This window comes from Undibacterium sp. GW821-FHT11H02 (assembly GCF_058808015.1).
Genome location: NZ_JBXARG010000003.1, coordinates 23,632 through 40,795, shown reverse-complemented (window position 1 = coordinate 40,795; position 17,164 = coordinate 23,632). Strand labels below are relative to the sequence as shown.

Below are 17,164 nucleotides of genomic sequence, written 5' to 3'. Positions count from 1 at the left end.
TTCTGTACAGTTTTGTCCCAATACCAGATTCAGTTTTAAAAAACAAAAATGTCTGTTGTTCTATTTCGCTTATTTCTATAAACGGTGTGATGCGTGTGAAGCCAAAAGCAGAGCGTAATCAATACCAACAAAAATTGGAGGCGTCAACATGGTATTAAGTCTGTGGATTGTTGTAGCGTGTGGAGTACTAGCGGTACTTTACGGTTTAATTACAAGAAGTTGGATTTTGAAACAGGATGCGGGAAATGCCCGTATGCAGGAAATTGCGACGGCGATACAAGAGGGTGCGGCAGCTTATTTGGCGCGCCAATATAAAACCATCGCCATGGTCGGTGTGGTTCTATTTATAGCGATCGCGGTCTTGCCAGGACTTGGCATGGTTACTGCGATTGGTTTTCTGATTGGTGCAGTACTCTCGGGCGCTTGTGGCTTTATCGGTATGAATGTGTCGGTGCGCGCCAATGTGCGTACAGCGCAGGCGGCCACCAAAGGTATGAATCAAGCTTTGGATGTGGCATTTAAAGGCGGTGCAATTACCGGCATGTTGGTCGCTGGTTTGGGCTTACTCGGCGTCGCGCTATTTTATATGTATCTGAGTAGTGGCTCTGCTGGTGGTATGTCGCAGCATGATGTGATTAAGCCTTTAATTGGCTTAGCCTTCGGTGCTTCTCTGATCTCTATTTTCGCCCGTCTCGGTGGGGGTATCTTTACCAAAGGTGCGGACGTTGGTGCTGACTTGGTGGGTAAAGTCGAAGCCGGTATTCCTGAAGATGATCCACGTAATCCGGCGGTGATTGCCGACAACGTGGGTGATAATGTCGGTGACTGCGCAGGTATGGCAGCAGATTTGTTTGAGACTTATGTTGTGACTTTGATCGCGACGATGTTGCTCGGTGCTTTGATGGTAACGACTGCTGTGACAGAAGCCATTGTGTATCCTTTGATGTTGGGCGCGGTATCAATTCCAGCTTCGATTGTTGGTTGCTCACTGGTTAAACATACTCCCGGTCAAAAGATTATGTCGGCCTTGTATAAGGGCTTGTGGTGGGCCGCTGGTTTGTCTTTGATTGGATTTGTGGCAGTGACTTATATGCTATTCAAAGACGATGTAATGCGTCAGCAAATGTTGGTCTCTGCGGTGGTTGGTATTGTTCTGACTGGATTAATGGTCTACATCACTGAATACTATACCGGTACCGATTTCAAACCAGTTCGCCACATCGCGGAAGCGTCAACGACGGGACATGGAACGAATATTATCGCGGGTCTCGGCGTTTCCATGAAATCCACGGCATATCCAGTTTTGGCGGTGTGTGTTGCTATTTTAGTGTCGTATAAATTCGGTGGTGGATTGTATGGTATCGCGGTAGCAGCAACGTCGATGTTGTCCATGGCGGGTATTATTGTTGCACTCGATGCCTACGGTCCGATTACCGATAACGCGGGTGGGATCGCAGAGATGTCAGGCATGGATGAGTCTGTACGTGCAATCACTGATCCGCTCGATGCCGTCGGCAACACCACGAAAGCGGTCACTAAAGGTTATGCGATTGGTTCTGCTGGCTTAGCCGCCTTGGTTTTGTTCGCCGATTACACGCATGCTTTGAGCTCTGTCGGACTTGAAGTGAAGTTTGACCTATCTGATCCGCAAGTTATTGTTGGATTGTTTATCGGTGGCTTGATTCCTTATTTGTTCGGCGCGATGGCGATGGAAGCGGTAGGACGCGCTGCTGGTGCGGTGGTGGTGGAAGTGCGTCGTCAGTTCCGTGATATCAAAGGCATTATGGATGGCAGCGGCAAACCAGAATACGATAAAGCGGTCGATATGCTGACTGCATCGGCGATCAAGGAAATGATTTTGCCTTCTTTGTTGCCTGTGGTTGTACCTATCTTAGTTGGTTTGACGCTCGGCCCTGCCGCCTTAGGCGGGATGTTGATGGGGACGATTATCACTGGTTTGTTCGTGGCGATTTCCATGACTACTGGTGGCGGCGCTTGGGATAACGCCAAAAAGTATATTGAAGATGGTCATTTTGGCGGCAAAGGTTCCGAAGCGCATAAGGCTGCGGTAACTGGTGATACCGTCGGTGATCCTTACAAAGATACAGCCGGTCCTGCGGTAAATCCTTTAATCAAAATTATTAATATCGTGGCTTTATTATTGGTGCCTTTGTTCCCATTGGTACCATGGCTGAAAGCGCCAACACAGCCAACACCGGTGATTTCACATAAAGCGGATGTATTGCCGCAAATGGAAGCGCCCGTTGGTTTGGATGTTGTAAAAGTGAAAGCAGCATCCGCGAGTGAGGCTGCATCTAAGTAGATACGCGTTGGTATTGAAGTGTTGTTAATGAAGGGCAGTGATTGTGATGCAATCGCTGCCTTTTTTATTGCCCACGTATTTTTTACTTTCTACAAATCGCGAAAAGCGAGATAATTGACGTTTACGTTAACGTCATGGCTTTTAGTTCGAATTCAGAATTTCTTAGGCTTTTGACGACATTCTTATTCAATTAAATTCAAAGTAGAGGAAAGCATGCAAATTCAAAACAATGTATTCATTATCACTGGCGGCGCATCAGGTTTGGGCGAGGCTACTGCGCGCATGATTACAGCCAACGGCGGTAAGGTCGTGATCGCTGACGTGCAAGTCGAAGCAGGGCAAAAACTAGCCGCTGAGTTGAATGCAACTTTCGTGAAATGTGATGTCACACAAGAAGTTGATGGACAAGCTGTGGTCGCTGCAGCGACTGCTGCTGGTACTTTGCGTGGTTTGATCAATTGCGCCGGTGTTGCACCTGCCGTCAAAACCGTAGGCAAAGAAGGCGCACATCCTTTGGAATTGTTTCAACGCGTGGTAAATATCAACTTGGTCGGCACTTTCAATATGGCGCGCCTGGCAGCAGAAGCGATGAGCAAAACTGAGGCCGTCCAAGACGAACGCGGTATCATTATCAATACCGCCTCTGTTGCTGCATTTGATGGTCAAATGGGGCAGGCAGCCTATGCATCTTCTAAAGCGGCCGTAGTTGGTTTGACCTTGCCTATGGCACGCGATTTGTCACGTAACGGTATTCGTGTAATGACGATTGCGCCAGGTATTTTTGAGACGCCAATGCTGTTAGGGATGCCACAAGAAGTACAAGATGCTCTGGGTAAAATGGTGCCGTTCCCATCTCGTTTGGGTAAGCCAAATGAATACGCGCAGTTAGCAAAGGCTATCATCGAAAACATGATGTTGAACGGTGAAACGATACGCCTGGATGGCGCAATACGCATGCAACCAAAATAAGTTCCGCAATTTCGCTCCAAAAATCACAGTTTATTGCTTTCTTGCAGACATTTGTCTTGTACGCGAATACACTAGAAGCATAAGAAAAATTTGATTTTTGGAGCTGGATAGGAATGAATAGTAATGCCACGACAGGCTTGATATTGACCGGTGGCGGCGCCCGTGCCGCTTACCAGGTTGGTGTTCTCAAAGCGATCTCAGATATTCTGTTGGAACAAGGCTGGGATCCTAAAAAAAACCCCTTTGGTATTATTTGTGGCACTTCTGCAGGTGCCATCAATGCGACCGCGCTCGCCTCTCGTATTGATCATTTCAAAGAATCTGTCGATAGTATCCTGCATGTTTGGAGTAATTTTGAAGCAGCGCAAGTGTATAGGGCTGACTCCTTGGGCGTGATACGGTCCGGCGCGCGCTGGTTGTCGATTATGTCTTTCGGTTGGCTTCTAAATAAATGGCGTAAGTCACCGCCGACTTCCTTGCTTGATAATTCTCCCCTGGCGGGCCTGCTACATCGTATGCTGGATATGGAGCGCCTGGACAAGGCGTTCGAAACGGGCGACTTGCAAGCCTTGGCGGTGACGGCGTCTTCTTATACAACTGGGCACCATCTCACTTTCTATCAGACGCTAAAGGATATTGAGCCATGGGTTCGTAGTCAGCGATTATCGCAAAGGGATTTCATTGGCGTCCAACACTTACTAGCGTCATCTGCCATTCCGTTTATCTTTCCTTCAATTCCCTTAAATTGGGGTGGTCATCTTGAATATTGTGGTGACGGTTCTATGCGTCAACTGGCACCGATTTCTCCCGCGATACATTTGGGTGCGAATAAGGTGTTGATAGTCGGTGCAGGGCGTTTGTCTGAGCCACCGCGTCAGAATTTTGATCTGGCGACTTATCCAAGTCTGGCTCAAATTGCAGGTCATGCGATGTCGAGTATTTTCTTGGATAGCTTGGCGGTCGATATTGAACGTCTGACCCGGATTAACAAAACCTTGTCGATGTTACCTCCCGATTTGCTGGAAAAGACGCCTTTGAAGCCAGTGGATTTGTTGGTGATCGCACCTTCTGAGCGCTTAGATGAGATCGCCAGCCGTCATACGCAAAGTTTGCCATTGCCTGTGCGTACCATGTTAGGTGGTATCGGCGCCACCGATGTACGTGGTTCAGCATTAGCGTCGTACTTGTTGTTTGAGGCCAGCTATACACAGGAATTAATTGCTTTGGGCGTTCAAGATACTTTGGCTATGAAGGCGGAAGTGATTTGCTTCTTTCAGGCACAGAGCGTCACCAAGCATCACGAACCTGAGGTAGAAACAGCCTTAGCTTAAAACCTGATTTGACTGGCAAGTGCCAGACGTGCGATTATACTTTCTGATCTTATTTTCAACTGTGTCTCTCCGATGCGATTTCATTTACGACATTTATTGCTACTTGTTGCGCTGTATCTAAGTATCTGTTTCACTGCTTTTGCCGGCGATGTGGGTCAGATCAATGTGCGTGACTTACCACCAGAAGCAAAGCAGACTTTGCGTTTGATTCAGCAAGGTGGGCCTTATCCGTATGAAAAAGATGGTTCAGTGTTCGGTAATTATGAACGCCAATTGCCCAAACGTGCCCGTGGCTATTATCATGAATTTACTGTGAAGACCCCCTACGCAAGAAATCGTGGTGCCAGACGCATAGTTGCTGGCGGGGAACGTCGACCCTATATCGAGTTTTACTATACCGATGATCATTACGCGAGTTTCAAGCGAATTAAGGAATGAGCTAAGTATTCTGCGTAGAAGGCGAATGTAATCTAATCGTAGTTTGTTGTTATAAATATTACTTCCACCACCAATTGAGGATGAAATGAGTTTGTTAAGCACGGTTAGCCCCAATGCAGTGCAGTCGATCAGAGCTTTTCGTAGCCCAGACCTGCAAGCAGAAGCCACCGCCACTGGCCAGCATTTTTTGTACGCTTATTGCGCTCTTGCCTCGAATAAGCAAGAAGTATTGAATTTGATCGCCGACTCATTTGGTTTTCCTAGTCATTTTGGCCATAATTTTGATGCACTTTATGATTGTTTAACCGATTCGGTGCACAAAGCCGGGTTGCAAAATGGCTTCGTAGTTGTGATTGAGCATCTGCCAAACACGGAACACTTTGATAAAGAATTGCGTGAAACTTTACTCGATGTGTTTCGGGATGCTGCTGATTATTGGGCAAAAAAGAAAATCCCGTTCAGGGTCTTTTACTCCTTCGAATAGTTGGTTTAAATGCATTCAAAAAGCCTGAATTCGACTCAATTCGGGCTTTTTGCTTGGGCTTAGACCGGTACAGAGGTACAATGCCGCAATGAAAAAAATCGTCATCCTTATTTCTGGACGCGGTAGCAATATGCAAGCCATCGTCCAAGCCTCACAATCCCAACAATGGCCGGCACAAATCGCAGCGGTAATCAGTAATAAGCCTGATGCAGCGGGTTTGGCGTATGCCGCAAGCCAAGGTATTGCCACCATGGTGGTGGAAAGCAAGGCTTTCCCAAATCGCGAAAGTTTCGACGCAGCCTTACAGCAAGCGATTGATAATTTTCAAGCGGATTTGGTAGTGCTCGCTGGTTTTATGCGTATCTTGACGCCGCAATTCGTTCAGCATTATGAAAACCGGATTATGAATATTCACCCATCCTTGCTGCCTAGCTTTGTTGGTTTGCACACGCATCAACAAGCTTTGGATGCCGGCGTGAAGTTTCATGGCGCAACCGTGCATTTCGTTACCGCGGAGCTCGATCATGGACCCATTATTGATCAGGCTTGCGTGCGCATTGAGCAAGGTGACACCGAAGATAGCTTGGCACAGAAATTACTGGTCAAAGAACATCAAATTTATCCACGCGCCGTGCGTTTATTCGTTGAAGGCAAACTAGTGGTTGAAGGCAATCGCGTGATTGTTAATGGATCCGAAGCAGATAGCTGCGCGATCTAATCGTATTTACAGAGGAAGAACATGAGATTACCACCCGCCATGATAGGCCACACCGAAGCCGTGTTGCGCGAAGTATTGCGCTTTACTGGCCCTGCCGACGGCACTTTATCTCGTTATTTTAGAGAAAATCCCCGTTTAGGTGGACGTGAGCGCGGCGTGATCGCCGAAGCAATTTACGGTTTGCTAAGGAATAAGAGTGTCTACACCAGTTTCTCAGAATCAGGTACTGGCTCTGCGATGCGCCGTATCACTTTGCTGGGCTTGGCGGATGCGGTTGGTATCGACGCCTTAGGTGGTCTGAGTGAAGAAGAGGATGTTTGGTTGCGCCGAGTGATGGAAATTGACCGTAGTCATTTGCCGCATTCTTTGAAGTCGAATTTGCCTGAATGGTTGTGGCAAAAACTATCCACTAAATTTGGCGATGAAGAAGCGATGAAATTGGCGAATGCTTTGAACACGCCAGCTTCTTTGGATCTGCGTGTGAATGCCTTGAAATCGAATCGTGAAGACGTCATCGCGTCGCTAGCACAGGCACCGATTTTGGCCGAAGCGACTCCCTATTCCGCGTTGGGTCTGCGTATTATCAAAAAACCGTCCATACAAAATCTGCCACTGTTCAAAGACGGGACAATAGAGGTGCAAGATGAAGGCAGTCAAGTCTTGGCGCAATTGGTCGGCGCAAAACGTGGTGAAATGGTGGCAGATTTTTGCGCCGGCGCAGGCGGCAAAACTTTAGCTTTGGGGGCAGCGATGCGTAACACGGGTCGCTTGTATGCCTTTGATATTTCTGAAAAACGCCTGGCAAAATTAAAGCCGAGATTGGCGCGTAGTGGTTTGTCGAATGTGCATCCGGTGGTCATTGCACATGAACGAGATGCCAAGATTAAACGCTTAGCAGGTAAGTTAGATCGCGTCTTAGTTGATGCGCCGTGCAGCGGTTTGGGTACTTTGCGTCGTAATCCTGATGTGAAATGGCGTCAAACTCAGGTTGGCGTTGCAGAACTCAATGTCAAGCAAGCATCGATACTCGATAGCGCAGCGCGCTTGGTCAAAGGAGGCGGTCGCTTGGTGTATGCGACTTGCAGTATTTTGGATGAAGAAAATGAAGGTATCGTTGAACAATTTTTGGCGACCCACCCAGACTTTACTTTACTGCCTGTTTCTCAAGTATTGGAAGAACAAAAAATCCAATTAGAAATGGGTGATTATCTGAAGCTCTATCCCCATGTACACAATACGGATGGCTTCTTTGCCGCGGTGTTCCAACGTAATAAGTTGGTAGCAAAATCGGTGCTTGCTGCTGAGGTTGATACAGAAGCAGATGCAGAATAATTTTTCAGACTCAAATTCAGGTAGCTCGTTTTGTTTAAGTTTTTAGCGCAAGTCTCCTCGACGCAAATTATGGAAACACAATCACTGACGCGTCTTATTGCTGAAATATCGGCAGACTTGGGTAATCCAAGTTTGCTTTTTCAATTACTCGCGTTGCTGACTTGCTTTTCACTAGCGTGGTTGGTGTCGCGTAGTATTCAACGTTTTTTTGCCACGGTCGATCAAACTTCCGGCGTACTCAAAATTGGTGTGGAGAGTTTTTCACGGGTCTTGTGGCCATTGTTGGCGTTGATATTCTTGTTTCTCTCGAAGTTAGTCATTGGTAAATTTCAACACACAGGTTTGTTGAAACTATTCTTTCCTATTCTCGGTTCATTTGCCTTAATACGATTTAGTTTCTATGTGTTCCGACGCGCTTTCGTGCGCGATGGTACGGTGGGGAATACCTTATTGATTTTCGAGAAGGTATTTGCCGGTCTGGTTTGGCTGGGATTGGTGCTGCATTTTACTGGCATGTGGGAAGAGATTTTCCAGGCCTTAGAAGAGGTCATTCTGCCACTAGGAAAAAGTAAGGTCTCTTTGTTGGCGATATTGCAAGGCATCGCTTCGGTCGCTTTAACCGTAGTCTTGGCCTTGTGGCTTAGCGCTATGATAGAAGCAAGGCTGATGCTTATTCCTAGTATGCACTCTTCCTTAAAAGTGGTGCTGTCCCGTTTGGGGCGTGCCATTTTTATTTTGATGGCGATACTAGTTAGTTTGTCTTTAGTAGGGATTGATCTGACCGTCTTATCGGTATTCGGTGGGGCACTGGGCGTTGGTCTGGGTTTGGGTTTGCAAAGAATTACCAGTAGCTATGTCTCGGGATTTATTATTTTATTTGATCGCAGTTTGTCTATCGGCGACATGATTACGGTTGATAAATTCAGCGGATGCGTCACACAAATTAATACTCGTTATACGGTTCTAAAAGGATTAGATGGCGTAGAGTCGATTATTCCCAATGAGATGCTAGTCTCAAATCCAGTGCAGAATTTATCGTTGACGGATCGTGCTGTTGTCGTCACAACCGACTTTACGGTGGCGTATGACACTGACTTGGATGGATTACTACCTGCATTAGTTGAAACTGTAACGCAAGTGCCGCGAGTCTCTCCAAATATCGCACCATCGGCATATTTGCTTCGTTTTGGCGCCGATGGATTCGAGGTACGGGTGGGATTTTGGATCGATGATCCTGAGAATGGCCGTACTAATATCACCTCCGAAGTGAATCGTGCAATTTGGTCTTTATTGCAAGAGCGTGGCGTGCAGTTGCCATTTCCTCAACGCGAAGTTAGGGTTTTTCAGGTGCCAGTAAAACCGCAATCCCAGAATTCGGCGTAGAATAATCATGTTTTTGAGAAATTTTTTTCGAACTTATGCTTGATGTGTTTTGTGTCGCATTGAGCACCTAGTTTGTCTTTATCTGGAGTGGTATATATTTTGAGTAACTTCATAGAGTTAGTCTTGGATTTTTTTAGCAGTGGCGTGACTGACGCTACTGGTTGGCAGGTCTTTATTTTTACCATGGTGGTGACGCATATTACGATCGCCAGTGTGACGATTTTCTTGCATCGCTGTCAGGCGCATCGTGCTTTGGAATTGCATGCAATTCCTAGTCATTTTTTCCGTTTTTGGTTGTGGCTGACGACAGGTCAAGTCACCAAAGAATGGGCTGCCGTGCATCGTAAACATCATGCTAAATGTGAAACGGAAGAAGATCCACACAGTCCGGTGACGCGTGGTATTAAGAAGGTTTTATTGGAAGGTGCGGAGTTATATCGTACTGAATCCAAGAATTTAGAAACGATCAGCAAGTATGGTCACGGCACGCCAGATGATTGGATGGAACGTAATTTGTACACGCGTTTTAGTTGGCAAGGCGTAGCATTGATGCTGATCATTGATATCATTTTGTTTGGTGCGATCGGTGTTACGGTGTGGGCAGTGCAGATGTTGTGGATTCCAATTACCGCCGCTGGCATTATCAATGGTATCGGCCACTACTGGGGCTATCGCAACTATGAGTGTGCAGATGCAGCGACGAATATTGTGCCTTGGGGTATTTTGATTGGTGGCGAAGAGCTGCATAATAACCATCACACATTTGGCACCTCGGCGAAGTTGTCTTCTAAATGGTATGAGTTCGATATCGGTTGGCTCTACATTCGTATCTTGGAAACCTTCAAATTGGCCAAGGTAAAGAAACTGGCACCGCAGCCTAAGTTTGATGCCGCCAAGATGGTGGTGGATGTGGAGACTTTGCAGGCCGTGATCGCGAATCGTTATGATGTGATGGCGAAATACGCCAAATCATTGAAGAAGACCTGGCGTACTGAGTTTGAGCGCTTGCGTGATCAAGCCATGTTGGAAAAGAGCTTTCTGAAAGCGGTGAAGAAAAATTTACAGAGAGAGCCTGCTAAATTAGAAGCGCCGCAGCAGCAACAATTGGTGGAATTATTTAATCACAGTGCGGCTCTCAAGACTATGCATGATATGCGTTTAGAGTTGAATGCAATTTGGGAACGTTCTAGCGCCACTCGCGAACAATTGGTCGCGCAGTTGCAAGATTGGTGTCAACGTGCAGAGGCTTCTGGTATTAAGACTTTGCAAGAATTTTCTTTGCGTTTAAGAAGTTACGCATAATTAGATTGGTAAAAAAATGGCGCTTGAGGCGCCATTTTTTTATGCCTGCGATTTTGTTCTTTTTCAGTTTTTGGACTGGGCTAAGACACTTCAAGGCATGCACATAGAGAAGCTTAGAAGCTTGCATCGCGCGCTTTATTGACATCTTGCACTTCAGCTTATGGTCGTTCAGAGGCGTTGGGCTTGATTCATCAAGGCCATACAATCTTAAGTATAAGAAGTAGCTCAATACGTTCTATTACCAGGCGAAAAAAAACCTGCGAAATTTCGCAGGTTTTTTGACATTCTACTCAAATCAGAATCAAGTAAAGCTTACTTAATTTTGGTTTCTTTGTAGATAACGTGCTTACGTGCCTTTGGATCAAACTTCATGATCTCCATTTTTTCAGGCATCGTACGTTTGTTTTTTGATGTCGTGTAGAAGTGACCTGTACCAGCAGTCGATTCTAATTTGATTTTGTCGCGACCAGATTTAGCCATGATATTTTCCTAAAAATAGTTTCTGCTTAAACTTTTTCGCCGCGAGCACGCATGTCAACCAAAACGGCATCGATACCGATTTTGTCAACTACACGCAAACCTGCGTTAGACAAACGCAGGGAAACCCAGCGATTTTCTGATTCTACGAAAAAGCGACGATTTTGCAGGTTAGGCAAAAAGCGACGTTTAGTTTTGTTGTTCGCATGGGAAACGTTGTTGCCAACCATTGGCCCCTTCCCAGTAACTTGGCATACACGCGCCATGTTTAGCTCCTTAATGATTTCCGAAATTGGAAAAAACGAAAGTATAACTAAAAAACTTCGAAATATCAACGACTTGTGAAAAACAATTGTGTCTTTTATCGAGTTCAAAATTTAACAATTTGAGTTTCCCCTATGAGGCGGTGTGCTATGCACTACATTTGTCCATGTTCGGCAAAAGAGTGCACCGTGTTGTTGGCAACGATAAAATGGTCTAAAACTCTGACGTCGACCAGTGCAAGCGCCGATTTTAAGGTTTGTGTCAGGCTTAAATCGGCCTGACTTGGCTCGCATGTGCCAGAGGGGTGATTGTGCGCCAGAATGATGCTGGCGGCGTTCTGTGCCAGCGCGCATTTGACCACTTCTCTCGGGTAAACGCTGGCATGACTAAGGCTGCCACGGAATAGTTCCTGTGCGTTGATTAAGCGGTTTTTAACGTCGAGAAATAGGACGACGAAAGATTCATACTGCTTATTGCCTATGTGTAGCTGTAAGTATTGTTTTACAGCTTGGGGTGAAGATAGGGATGAGCTGGTTTCTAGTTCTTCTGAGATAGAGCGTTTTGCTAATTCCAAGACTGCTTGTAGTTGCGCATATTTGGCGCTGCCAAGTCCGTGTACTTGGGCGAATTCTTTTAAGTTGGCCGCGAATAGAGCGCGTAATGAGCCAAACTGTAACAACATATCGCGTCCTAAATCGACCGCGCTTTTACCTTTTACGCCGACCCGGAGAAAGACAGAAAGTAACTCTGCATCAGATAAAGCAGGCGCCCCATGTCTAATTAAACGTTCGCGCGGGCGTTGATCTTCAGGCCAATGATTGATTCCCATCGTATTTCTTCGCTTTTCAAAAGGGGTGTGCAGAGATTTTCCAGTTCGACTGACTTACAATAGAGGCTGAGCGCTACACCAAGCCAACTAGATCAAAGTTGAAACAAAGTCACAAATTAAGCTGAAAGTGAATTATGTCTGAAAAGTCTTTACTTGTCGTTAACAATGGTGCGTATTTAACCTTGCACTATCGCCTTGCAACTCTGGATGGTGAGGACATCATTTCCACTTTCCATGAAAGTCCAGCGACCTTGTTGTTGGGTCAAGGTCAGTTATCTCCTGGCTTGGAGCATGCCTTGTTGGGTTTGGAAGAGGGCTCCCATACGACACAAGAGCTGGCACCTGAACAGGCTTTTGGCCTGCGCAATCCTGATCTTGTGCAACGCGTTTCATTGAAGACTTTGCGTGAAAATTCGGCTTATGGAGAAGAGTTTAAAGTGGGCGATCTGATCGATTTTTCTGCGCCGTCTGGCGGCAAATTTGCCGGTGTGATTCAAGAATTGGACGAGGATTCTGCCTTGTTTGATTTTAATCATCCCTTGGCAGGCCAACGCGTTTTGTTTGAAACCAAGATTATCGGCATACTGTGAGTGCCATTGTGAGTGAGATGATGAGCGAATTAAACCAAGAAATTTTATTAGCGCAACCGCGCGGATTTTGTGCTGGCGTTGATCGCGCTATCGATATCGTAGAGCTGGCTTTAGCACAGTTTGGGGCGCCCATTTATGTGCGGCATGAGATCGTTCATAATGCTTACGTTGTCAATGATCTGCGCGAAAAAGGCGCAATTTTCATTGAGGAACTTGATGATGTGCCGACTGGCAGTACTTTGATTTTTTCAGCCCATGGTGTCTCGCAATTGATACGTGAAGATGCGGAAAAGCGTGGCTTGAAGATTTTTGATGCAACTTGCCCTTTAGTTACAAAAGTGCATATTGAAGTGTCAAAAATGCGCAAAGAAGGTCGTGAAATTATTATGATAGGCCATCAAGGTCATCCCGAAGTTGAAGGCACGATGGGGCAGAGCGAAGGTGGCATGTACCTGGTGGAGACGGTAGACGATGTCGCCAACTTGCAAGTTTCAGATCCTGCTTTGTTAGCCTATGTGTCGCAAACGACTTTATCTGTCGATGATACTGCCGACATTATTGCGGCGCTCAAGGAAAAATTTCCATTAATCGCAGAGCCCAAAAAAGGTGATATTTGCTATGCCACGACAAATCGTCAGGCTGCTGTGAAGTTCATGGCGCCGCAAGTCGATCTGGTCATCGTGGTCGGCAGTAAAAATAGTTCAAATTCAAATCGTCTGCGTGAAGTCGCACAGAAGATGGGCACTGCATCCTACATGGTGGATAAGGCTGCTGATATTGATCCTGCATGGTTGGACAACTGTGTCCGTGTCGGTGTCACCGCTGGCGCATCGGCACCTGAGATTTTAGTCAATCAAGTGATCGATCAATTGAAGTTGTTTGGCGTCAAGAGTGTACGCACCTTGGATGGCGAGGAAGAGAATGTCACTTTCCCTTTGCCGAAAGGCTTGGTTAATTCAGTCAAGCAATGAGCCCGCTAAATTTGTCACTAAATTTACGACCCAAATAGCCACTGAAAGAAGTTAAAAAACTTCTTTCAGTGCCGCCTTTAATTGTTTGTTATCGCAGCGTGTGATCTTGACTTGCGGCGTCCGATGCCAATCCGCAAATGCCTGCAGCGTTTTTGTTAGATCTTTGCTTAATGCGTCGCTGAATTTGACCTCGTCTTCGAGATGCAGAGCCTTGATCTCCATCACACCGTCTTTCCTGTGCGCTTTCGCGTCGATACGGCCTATGATTTTACCGCGTCGCAAAATAGGTAAAGTGAAGTAGCCAAATTTACGCTTCGCTTCTGGTGTGTAGCACTCAATACGATAATCAAAGTCGAAGAATTCTAAGGCGCGTTTTCTATCCCACACGACCGGGTCAAACGGTGACAACAAACAGGTATGTGTCGCCCGTAATTTACCCGCAATTGCTTGATCAATCAGTGCTTGTTGATCTGGGTGGAAATAAGCGGCTTCTTGCCAGCTATCGACTTCAATTTTTTGCAATAAACCCTGTTGATATAAAGTCTCTGCCTGAATCGCTGGTACTAATTTTTTCATTCTGAAATAATCAGCGATCCAGCTTGCTTTGCAAATGCCCAAAGCCCTTACAGTATCTAAGACTTGATCTCGATGATCGTCAAGTGGGGTACGTAAATCGCGTTGATCATTCCAGTTAGGATGTACGCGTTCAGTCAGATCATAGACCCGGTGAAACTTTTGGCGACGGGCCACCATCACTTTGCCGGTGGTGAATAGAACTTCTAGCGAACGTTTCTCGGGTTTCCATTCCCACCAACCGCCCGCTTTACCATCGGTGCGCTCAAAATCGGCCGAGCGGCAGGCGCCCAATTCTTTGATGTGGTTCAGGATTTGTTCAACTTGACTGGCGTTCTCTTTTAGCCAAGTTTGATTAAATTTCCAACCCATAGCATCGGGATTGAGCATTTGATGGCGGTAGCGGCCAAAGCTTTCTATAGGGAGAAAACAAGCTTCGTGCGACCAGTATTCAAATAAGCGACCTTCTTCCAAATGTTGCTCTAACCATTCAGCTTGATAGTCGCCAAGCCTGCTCCATAAGACCAAATAAGGGCTACGCGCGACGACGCTGATAGTATCGATTTGCAATACACCCATGCGCCGTATCATGTCGAGTACATGATCCTTATTGGCACGACGCTTGGGTGGGCTCAATAAGCCTTGAGCGGCTAGATGGATGTTTCTGGCGGCGGTCAGGCTGAGTGGCATGGTTTTTTGAAGAGAGGAAAGTAAAACGAAAAAGCTTAACCGCAGAGGCGCAGAGAACGCAGAGGTTTTTATGAGTTTTGACGTGTGTTTGACACAATTTCATAAAGTCGTATTCTGCGCCCGCGTGGCGAAAATCGTTTGCTTTTTACGCGTGATTAAAAATGCTTCAAACCAATCGCCGCTTTAACTTCGTCATTGGTTCGGGCTGCAACTTCACGGGCACGATAAGTGCCTTCTTTGAGCAATTGCAAAACATGACCACGATCTTTTTCGTATTCCTGACGACGCTCACGAATGGGACGCAGCATGTCTTGTAAGACAGCTTCAAGGCGGGTTTTGACTTTGCTGTCACCGAGACCGCCACGTACATAGTGATCTTTCATCGCTTGCAGTGCTTCTTTACCGGTATCGAAAGCATCGAGATAAGTGAAGGCGACGTTGCCTTCTAAATGTCCCGGATCTTCGACTTTTAAATGTAGTGGATCGGTGTAGACATTACGGACTGCCTGCTTGATTTCAGCTTCGGTTGCACCGAGATTAATGGCGTTGCCTAGCGATTTACTCATCTTCGCTTTGCCGTCGATGCCCGGCAAGCGGCCAATTTCTGGGACTAGCGCTTCGCATTCAACCAAGATATCTTTTTTTGCTAAACGATTGAAGCGGCGCACAATTTCGTTGGTTTGTTCGATCATAGGAATCTGGTCATCGCCAACTGGCACCAGCGTCGCTTTGAAGGCAGTAATATCAGCTGCCTGGCTGACCGGGTAGGTGAAAAAGCCCGCAGGAATGTCGCGTTCAAAATTACGCAAGATGATTTCTTGTTTAATCGTTGGATTGCGCTCCAGACGAGAAATCGTGACCAAGTTCATGTAGTAGAACGTAAGTTCAGTCAATTCAGGGATTTGAGATTGAATAAAGATGGTCGATTTACTTGGATCGATACCAACTGCCAAATAATCTAAGGCCACTTCGATCACATTATTATGAACTTTCGCAGGATCATCCATATTGTCGGTCAAGGCTTGCGCATCGGCGATCATGATGTATTGCTTATATTGATCTTGGTAAGTGACGCGATTGCGCAAGCTGCCAACGAAGTGGCCTAAGTGCAAGGGCCCAGTGGGACGATCCCCAGTTAAGATCAAATGCTGTTTATTGGCAGAAGGTTGGGATGATGCGGAAGATTCGGAAGTGACTTCTGCTGGTTTTGCTACTTGCTCGCTCATGAGGTGTCCAAAAATGGTGGAGATAAGAATCTGTATAAATAAGAAATTGGAAAATAAAAAAGCCGCGCTTCTCAAGAAGGGCGGCATTGGCAATTTTGTATTTGTCTTCGTCGAAACTGGGCGCCGCCCTTAAGTTAAGGTGCTACGCCAATAGCCATTGCGGTGTGTGAATGTCGGTTTCATGTAGGCATAATGCCGTTTTTCACTGTTTTTTGTCAAGATTTGTCTATCTGCACATGGTAAAATCGCGCGCTCCTTACAATTTGGGTGAGAGTGTTTTCTTGCCTTTTTGAATAAAAAATTAGAAAGTCTGCGAAGTGAATTCAGCGCCCTCCAAACTTATCATTGCCTCCCGCGAAAGCCGTCTTGCCATGTGGCAGGCAGAGCATGTCCGTGCCCGCTTGCAGACTTTGTATCCCACATGTGATGTGCAAATACTAGGCATGACCACCCGTGGCGATCAGATTTTGGACAGAGCTTTGTCGAAAGTAGGGGGCAAGGGATTATTCGTCAAAGAATTAGAGGTGGCGATGGAAGAAGGGCGCGCTGATTTGGCGGTACATTCTTTAAAAGACGTCCCCATGGAATTGCCAGAAGGTTTTTTATTGGCCGCTATTCTTGAGCGCGAAGACCCGCGGGATGCCTTTGTGTCGAATCAGTACGCTACTTTAGCGGAGTTGCCCACTGGCGCAGTCGTCGGTACCAGTAGTTTACGCCGCCAGGCTTTGATTTCTGCGCGCTTTCCTCATTTAGTGATTAAGCCTTTGCGCGGTAATTTGGACACTCGTTTGCGCAAACTCGATGAAGGTGAATACGCCGCGATTATTTTGGCCGCCGCCGGTTTGAAGCGACTCGGTTTGCCTGAGCGTATTAAGGCTTTTTTGGAACCCTTAGAAAGTTTACCGGCAGCTGGACAAGGCGCGATGGCGATAGAGATCCTGTCCTCTCGTGAAGACTTGCTGACCGCGTTGGCGGCTTTAAATCATTTAGCAAGCTCGCAAGCCGTATTGGCAGAGCGCACGGTTTCTAAGGCTTTTGGGGGGAGTTGTCAGATTCCTTTAGCGGCATTTGCCGAAATCGACAATGGCACTATGCATTTGCGCTCTATGGTGGCTACCCCTGATGGGACACAATTCGCTAAGGCTGAAGTTCATGGTAAAGCGGAAAATTATCAAGCGCTAGGTATGGAGGTCGTCACTGTCTTGCGCGCACAAAACGCAGATGCGATCTTGGCAGTGTGCCGCGAAACCGAACAGCCATAAAT

The 17,164-nt window shown here is 46.5% G+C and carries 16 protein-coding genes and 1 pseudogene; 12 read left to right on the top strand and 5 right to left on the bottom strand.

Going from position 1 to position 17,164, the window contains the following annotated elements; translation table 11 throughout:
* The first annotated feature begins 148 nt into the window (after positions 1-148).
* From AC1RR2_RS04160 to AC1RR2_RS04120, 9 genes and pseudogenes are all read left to right on the top strand, one after another.
* Positions 149-2,323, top strand: coding sequence for a sodium-translocating pyrophosphatase (locus AC1RR2_RS04160; RefSeq protein ID WP_493221039.1), 2,175 nt, complete (start codon positions 149-151; stop codon positions 2,321-2,323).
* 213 nt (positions 2,324-2,536) lie between these two features.
* Positions 2,537-3,292, top strand: a complete 756-nt coding sequence (locus tag AC1RR2_RS04155; protein ID WP_493221038.1) for a 3-hydroxyacyl-CoA dehydrogenase — start codon at positions 2,537-2,539, stop codon at positions 3,290-3,292.
* 113 nt (positions 3,293-3,405) lie between these two features.
* Complete coding sequence (locus AC1RR2_RS04150) at positions 3,406-4,623, top strand: patatin-like phospholipase family protein (protein ID WP_493221037.1); 1,218 nt, start codon at positions 3,406-3,408, stop codon at positions 4,621-4,623.
* A 72-nt stretch (positions 4,624-4,695) separates the two neighbouring features.
* The gene (locus AC1RR2_RS04145) at positions 4,696-5,061 is read left to right on the top strand and encodes a guanyl-specific ribonuclease (protein WP_493221036.1); all 366 of its coding nucleotides are present in this window, start codon (positions 4,696-4,698) and stop codon (positions 5,059-5,061) included.
* A 73-nt stretch (positions 5,062-5,134) separates the two neighbouring features.
* A pseudogene (locus AC1RR2_RS04140) lies at positions 5,135-5,545 on the top strand (barstar family protein); the annotation flags it as partial.
* 88 nt (positions 5,546-5,633) lie between these two features.
* On the top strand, positions 5,634-6,263 hold the full coding sequence (gene purN, locus AC1RR2_RS04135) for a phosphoribosylglycinamide formyltransferase (protein ID WP_493221035.1): 630 nt from the start codon (positions 5,634-5,636) through the stop codon (positions 6,261-6,263).
* 21 nt (positions 6,264-6,284) lie between these two features.
* On the top strand, positions 6,285-7,595 hold the full coding sequence (locus AC1RR2_RS04130) for an RsmB/NOP family class I SAM-dependent RNA methyltransferase (RefSeq protein ID WP_493221034.1): 1,311 nt from the start codon (positions 6,285-6,287) through the stop codon (positions 7,593-7,595).
* 69 nt (positions 7,596-7,664) lie between these two features.
* Positions 7,665-8,978 carry a mechanosensitive ion channel family protein gene (locus tag AC1RR2_RS04125; RefSeq protein WP_493221033.1) on the top strand — a complete coding sequence of 438 codons (1,314 nt, stop codon included), beginning with the start codon at positions 7,665-7,667 and terminating at the stop codon, positions 8,976-8,978.
* Between the two features lie 99 nt (positions 8,979-9,077).
* A complete protein-coding gene (locus tag AC1RR2_RS04120) occupies positions 9,078-10,280 on the top strand; it encodes a DesA family fatty acid desaturase (RefSeq protein WP_493221032.1) in 1,203 nt (400 codons plus the stop codon).
* Between the two features lie 312 nt (positions 10,281-10,592).
* On the opposite strand, the gene rpmG is transcribed toward AC1RR2_RS04120, so the two are convergent.
* From rpmG to radC, 3 genes are all read right to left on the bottom strand, one after another.
* Positions 10,593-10,760 carry a 50S ribosomal protein L33 gene (rpmG, locus tag AC1RR2_RS04115; RefSeq protein ID WP_110257750.1) on the bottom strand — a complete coding sequence of 56 codons (168 nt, stop codon included), beginning with the start codon at positions 10,758-10,760 and terminating at the stop codon, positions 10,593-10,595.
* Between the two features lie 26 nt (positions 10,761-10,786).
* On the bottom strand, positions 10,787-11,023 hold the full coding sequence (gene rpmB, locus AC1RR2_RS04110) for a 50S ribosomal protein L28 (RefSeq protein ID WP_186890252.1): 237 nt from the start codon (positions 11,021-11,023) through the stop codon (positions 10,787-10,789).
* A 152-nt stretch (positions 11,024-11,175) separates the two neighbouring features.
* Positions 11,176-11,850 (bottom strand): RadC family protein, encoded by a 675-nt coding sequence (gene radC, locus AC1RR2_RS04105; protein ID WP_493221031.1) that lies wholly within the window; start codon positions 11,848-11,850, stop codon positions 11,176-11,178.
* 134 nt (positions 11,851-11,984) lie between these two features.
* Here radC and AC1RR2_RS04100 point away from each other — a divergent pair, with 134 nt between their 5' ends.
* Together AC1RR2_RS04100 and ispH are read left to right on the top strand one after the other, a co-directional pair.
* Positions 11,985-12,440 carry an FKBP-type peptidyl-prolyl cis-trans isomerase gene (locus AC1RR2_RS04100; protein ID WP_493221030.1) on the top strand — a complete coding sequence of 152 codons (456 nt, stop codon included), beginning with the start codon at positions 11,985-11,987 and terminating at the stop codon, positions 12,438-12,440.
* A gap of 20 nt (positions 12,441-12,460) precedes the next feature.
* Complete coding sequence (ispH, locus tag AC1RR2_RS04095) at positions 12,461-13,411, top strand: 4-hydroxy-3-methylbut-2-enyl diphosphate reductase (RefSeq protein WP_493221029.1); 951 nt, start codon at positions 12,461-12,463, stop codon at positions 13,409-13,411.
* A gap of 51 nt (positions 13,412-13,462) precedes the next feature.
* On the opposite strand, the gene AC1RR2_RS04090 is transcribed toward ispH, so the two are convergent.
* On the bottom strand, positions 13,463-14,674 hold the full coding sequence (locus AC1RR2_RS04090) for a winged helix-turn-helix domain-containing protein (RefSeq protein ID WP_493221028.1): 1,212 nt from the start codon (positions 14,672-14,674) through the stop codon (positions 13,463-13,465).
* A 155-nt stretch (positions 14,675-14,829) separates the two neighbouring features.
* Complete coding sequence (gene trpS / locus AC1RR2_RS04085; RefSeq protein WP_493221027.1) at positions 14,830-15,900, bottom strand: tryptophan--tRNA ligase; 1,071 nt, start codon at positions 15,898-15,900, stop codon at positions 14,830-14,832.
* Between the two features lie 371 nt (positions 15,901-16,271).
* Between trpS and hemC the strand changes: the two genes are divergently transcribed.
* On the top strand, positions 16,272-17,162 hold the full coding sequence (gene hemC, locus AC1RR2_RS04080) for a hydroxymethylbilane synthase (RefSeq protein ID WP_493221237.1): 891 nt from the start codon (positions 16,272-16,274) through the stop codon (positions 17,160-17,162).
* Positions 17,163-17,164: the final 2 nt, after the last annotated feature.

What these genes read in the sequence shown, in the direction of transcription:
- AC1RR2_RS04160 (WP_493221039.1), top strand. Translation starts at nt 149, where the DNA reads ATGGTATTAAGTCTGTGGATTGTTGTAGCGTGTGGAGTACTAGCGGTA.
- AC1RR2_RS04155 (WP_493221038.1), top strand. Translation starts at nt 2,537, where the DNA reads ATGCAAATTCAAAACAATGTATTCATTATCACTGGCGGCGCATCAGGT.
- AC1RR2_RS04150 (WP_493221037.1), top strand. Translation starts at nt 3,406, where the DNA reads ATGAATAGTAATGCCACGACAGGCTTGATATTGACCGGTGGCGGCGCC.
- AC1RR2_RS04145 (WP_493221036.1), top strand. Translation starts at nt 4,696, where the DNA reads ATGCGATTTCATTTACGACATTTATTGCTACTTGTTGCGCTGTATCTA.
- purN (WP_493221035.1), top strand. Translation starts at nt 5,634, where the DNA reads ATGAAAAAAATCGTCATCCTTATTTCTGGACGCGGTAGCAATATGCAA.
- AC1RR2_RS04130 (WP_493221034.1), top strand. Translation starts at nt 6,285, where the DNA reads ATGAGATTACCACCCGCCATGATAGGCCACACCGAAGCCGTGTTGCGC.
- AC1RR2_RS04125 (WP_493221033.1), top strand. Translation starts at nt 7,665, where the DNA reads ATGGAAACACAATCACTGACGCGTCTTATTGCTGAAATATCGGCAGAC.
- rpmG (WP_110257750.1), bottom strand. Translation starts at nt 10,760, where the DNA reads ATGGCTAAATCTGGTCGCGACAAAATCAAATTAGAATCGACTGCTGGT.
- rpmB (WP_186890252.1), bottom strand. Translation starts at nt 11,023, where the DNA reads ATGGCGCGTGTATGCCAAGTTACTGGGAAGGGGCCAATGGTTGGCAAC.
- radC (WP_493221031.1), bottom strand. Translation starts at nt 11,850, where the DNA reads ATGGGAATCAATCATTGGCCTGAAGATCAACGCCCGCGCGAACGTTTA.
- AC1RR2_RS04100 (WP_493221030.1), top strand. Translation starts at nt 11,985, where the DNA reads ATGTCTGAAAAGTCTTTACTTGTCGTTAACAATGGTGCGTATTTAACC.
- ispH (WP_493221029.1), top strand. Translation starts at nt 12,461, where the DNA reads ATGAGCGAATTAAACCAAGAAATTTTATTAGCGCAACCGCGCGGATTT.
- AC1RR2_RS04090 (WP_493221028.1), bottom strand. Translation starts at nt 14,674, where the DNA reads ATGCCACTCAGCCTGACCGCCGCCAGAAACATCCATCTAGCCGCTCAA.
- trpS (WP_493221027.1), bottom strand. Translation starts at nt 15,900, where the DNA reads ATGAGCGAGCAAGTAGCAAAACCAGCAGAAGTCACTTCCGAATCTTCC.
- hemC (WP_493221237.1), top strand. Translation starts at nt 16,272, where the DNA reads ATGTGGCAGGCAGAGCATGTCCGTGCCCGCTTGCAGACTTTGTATCCC.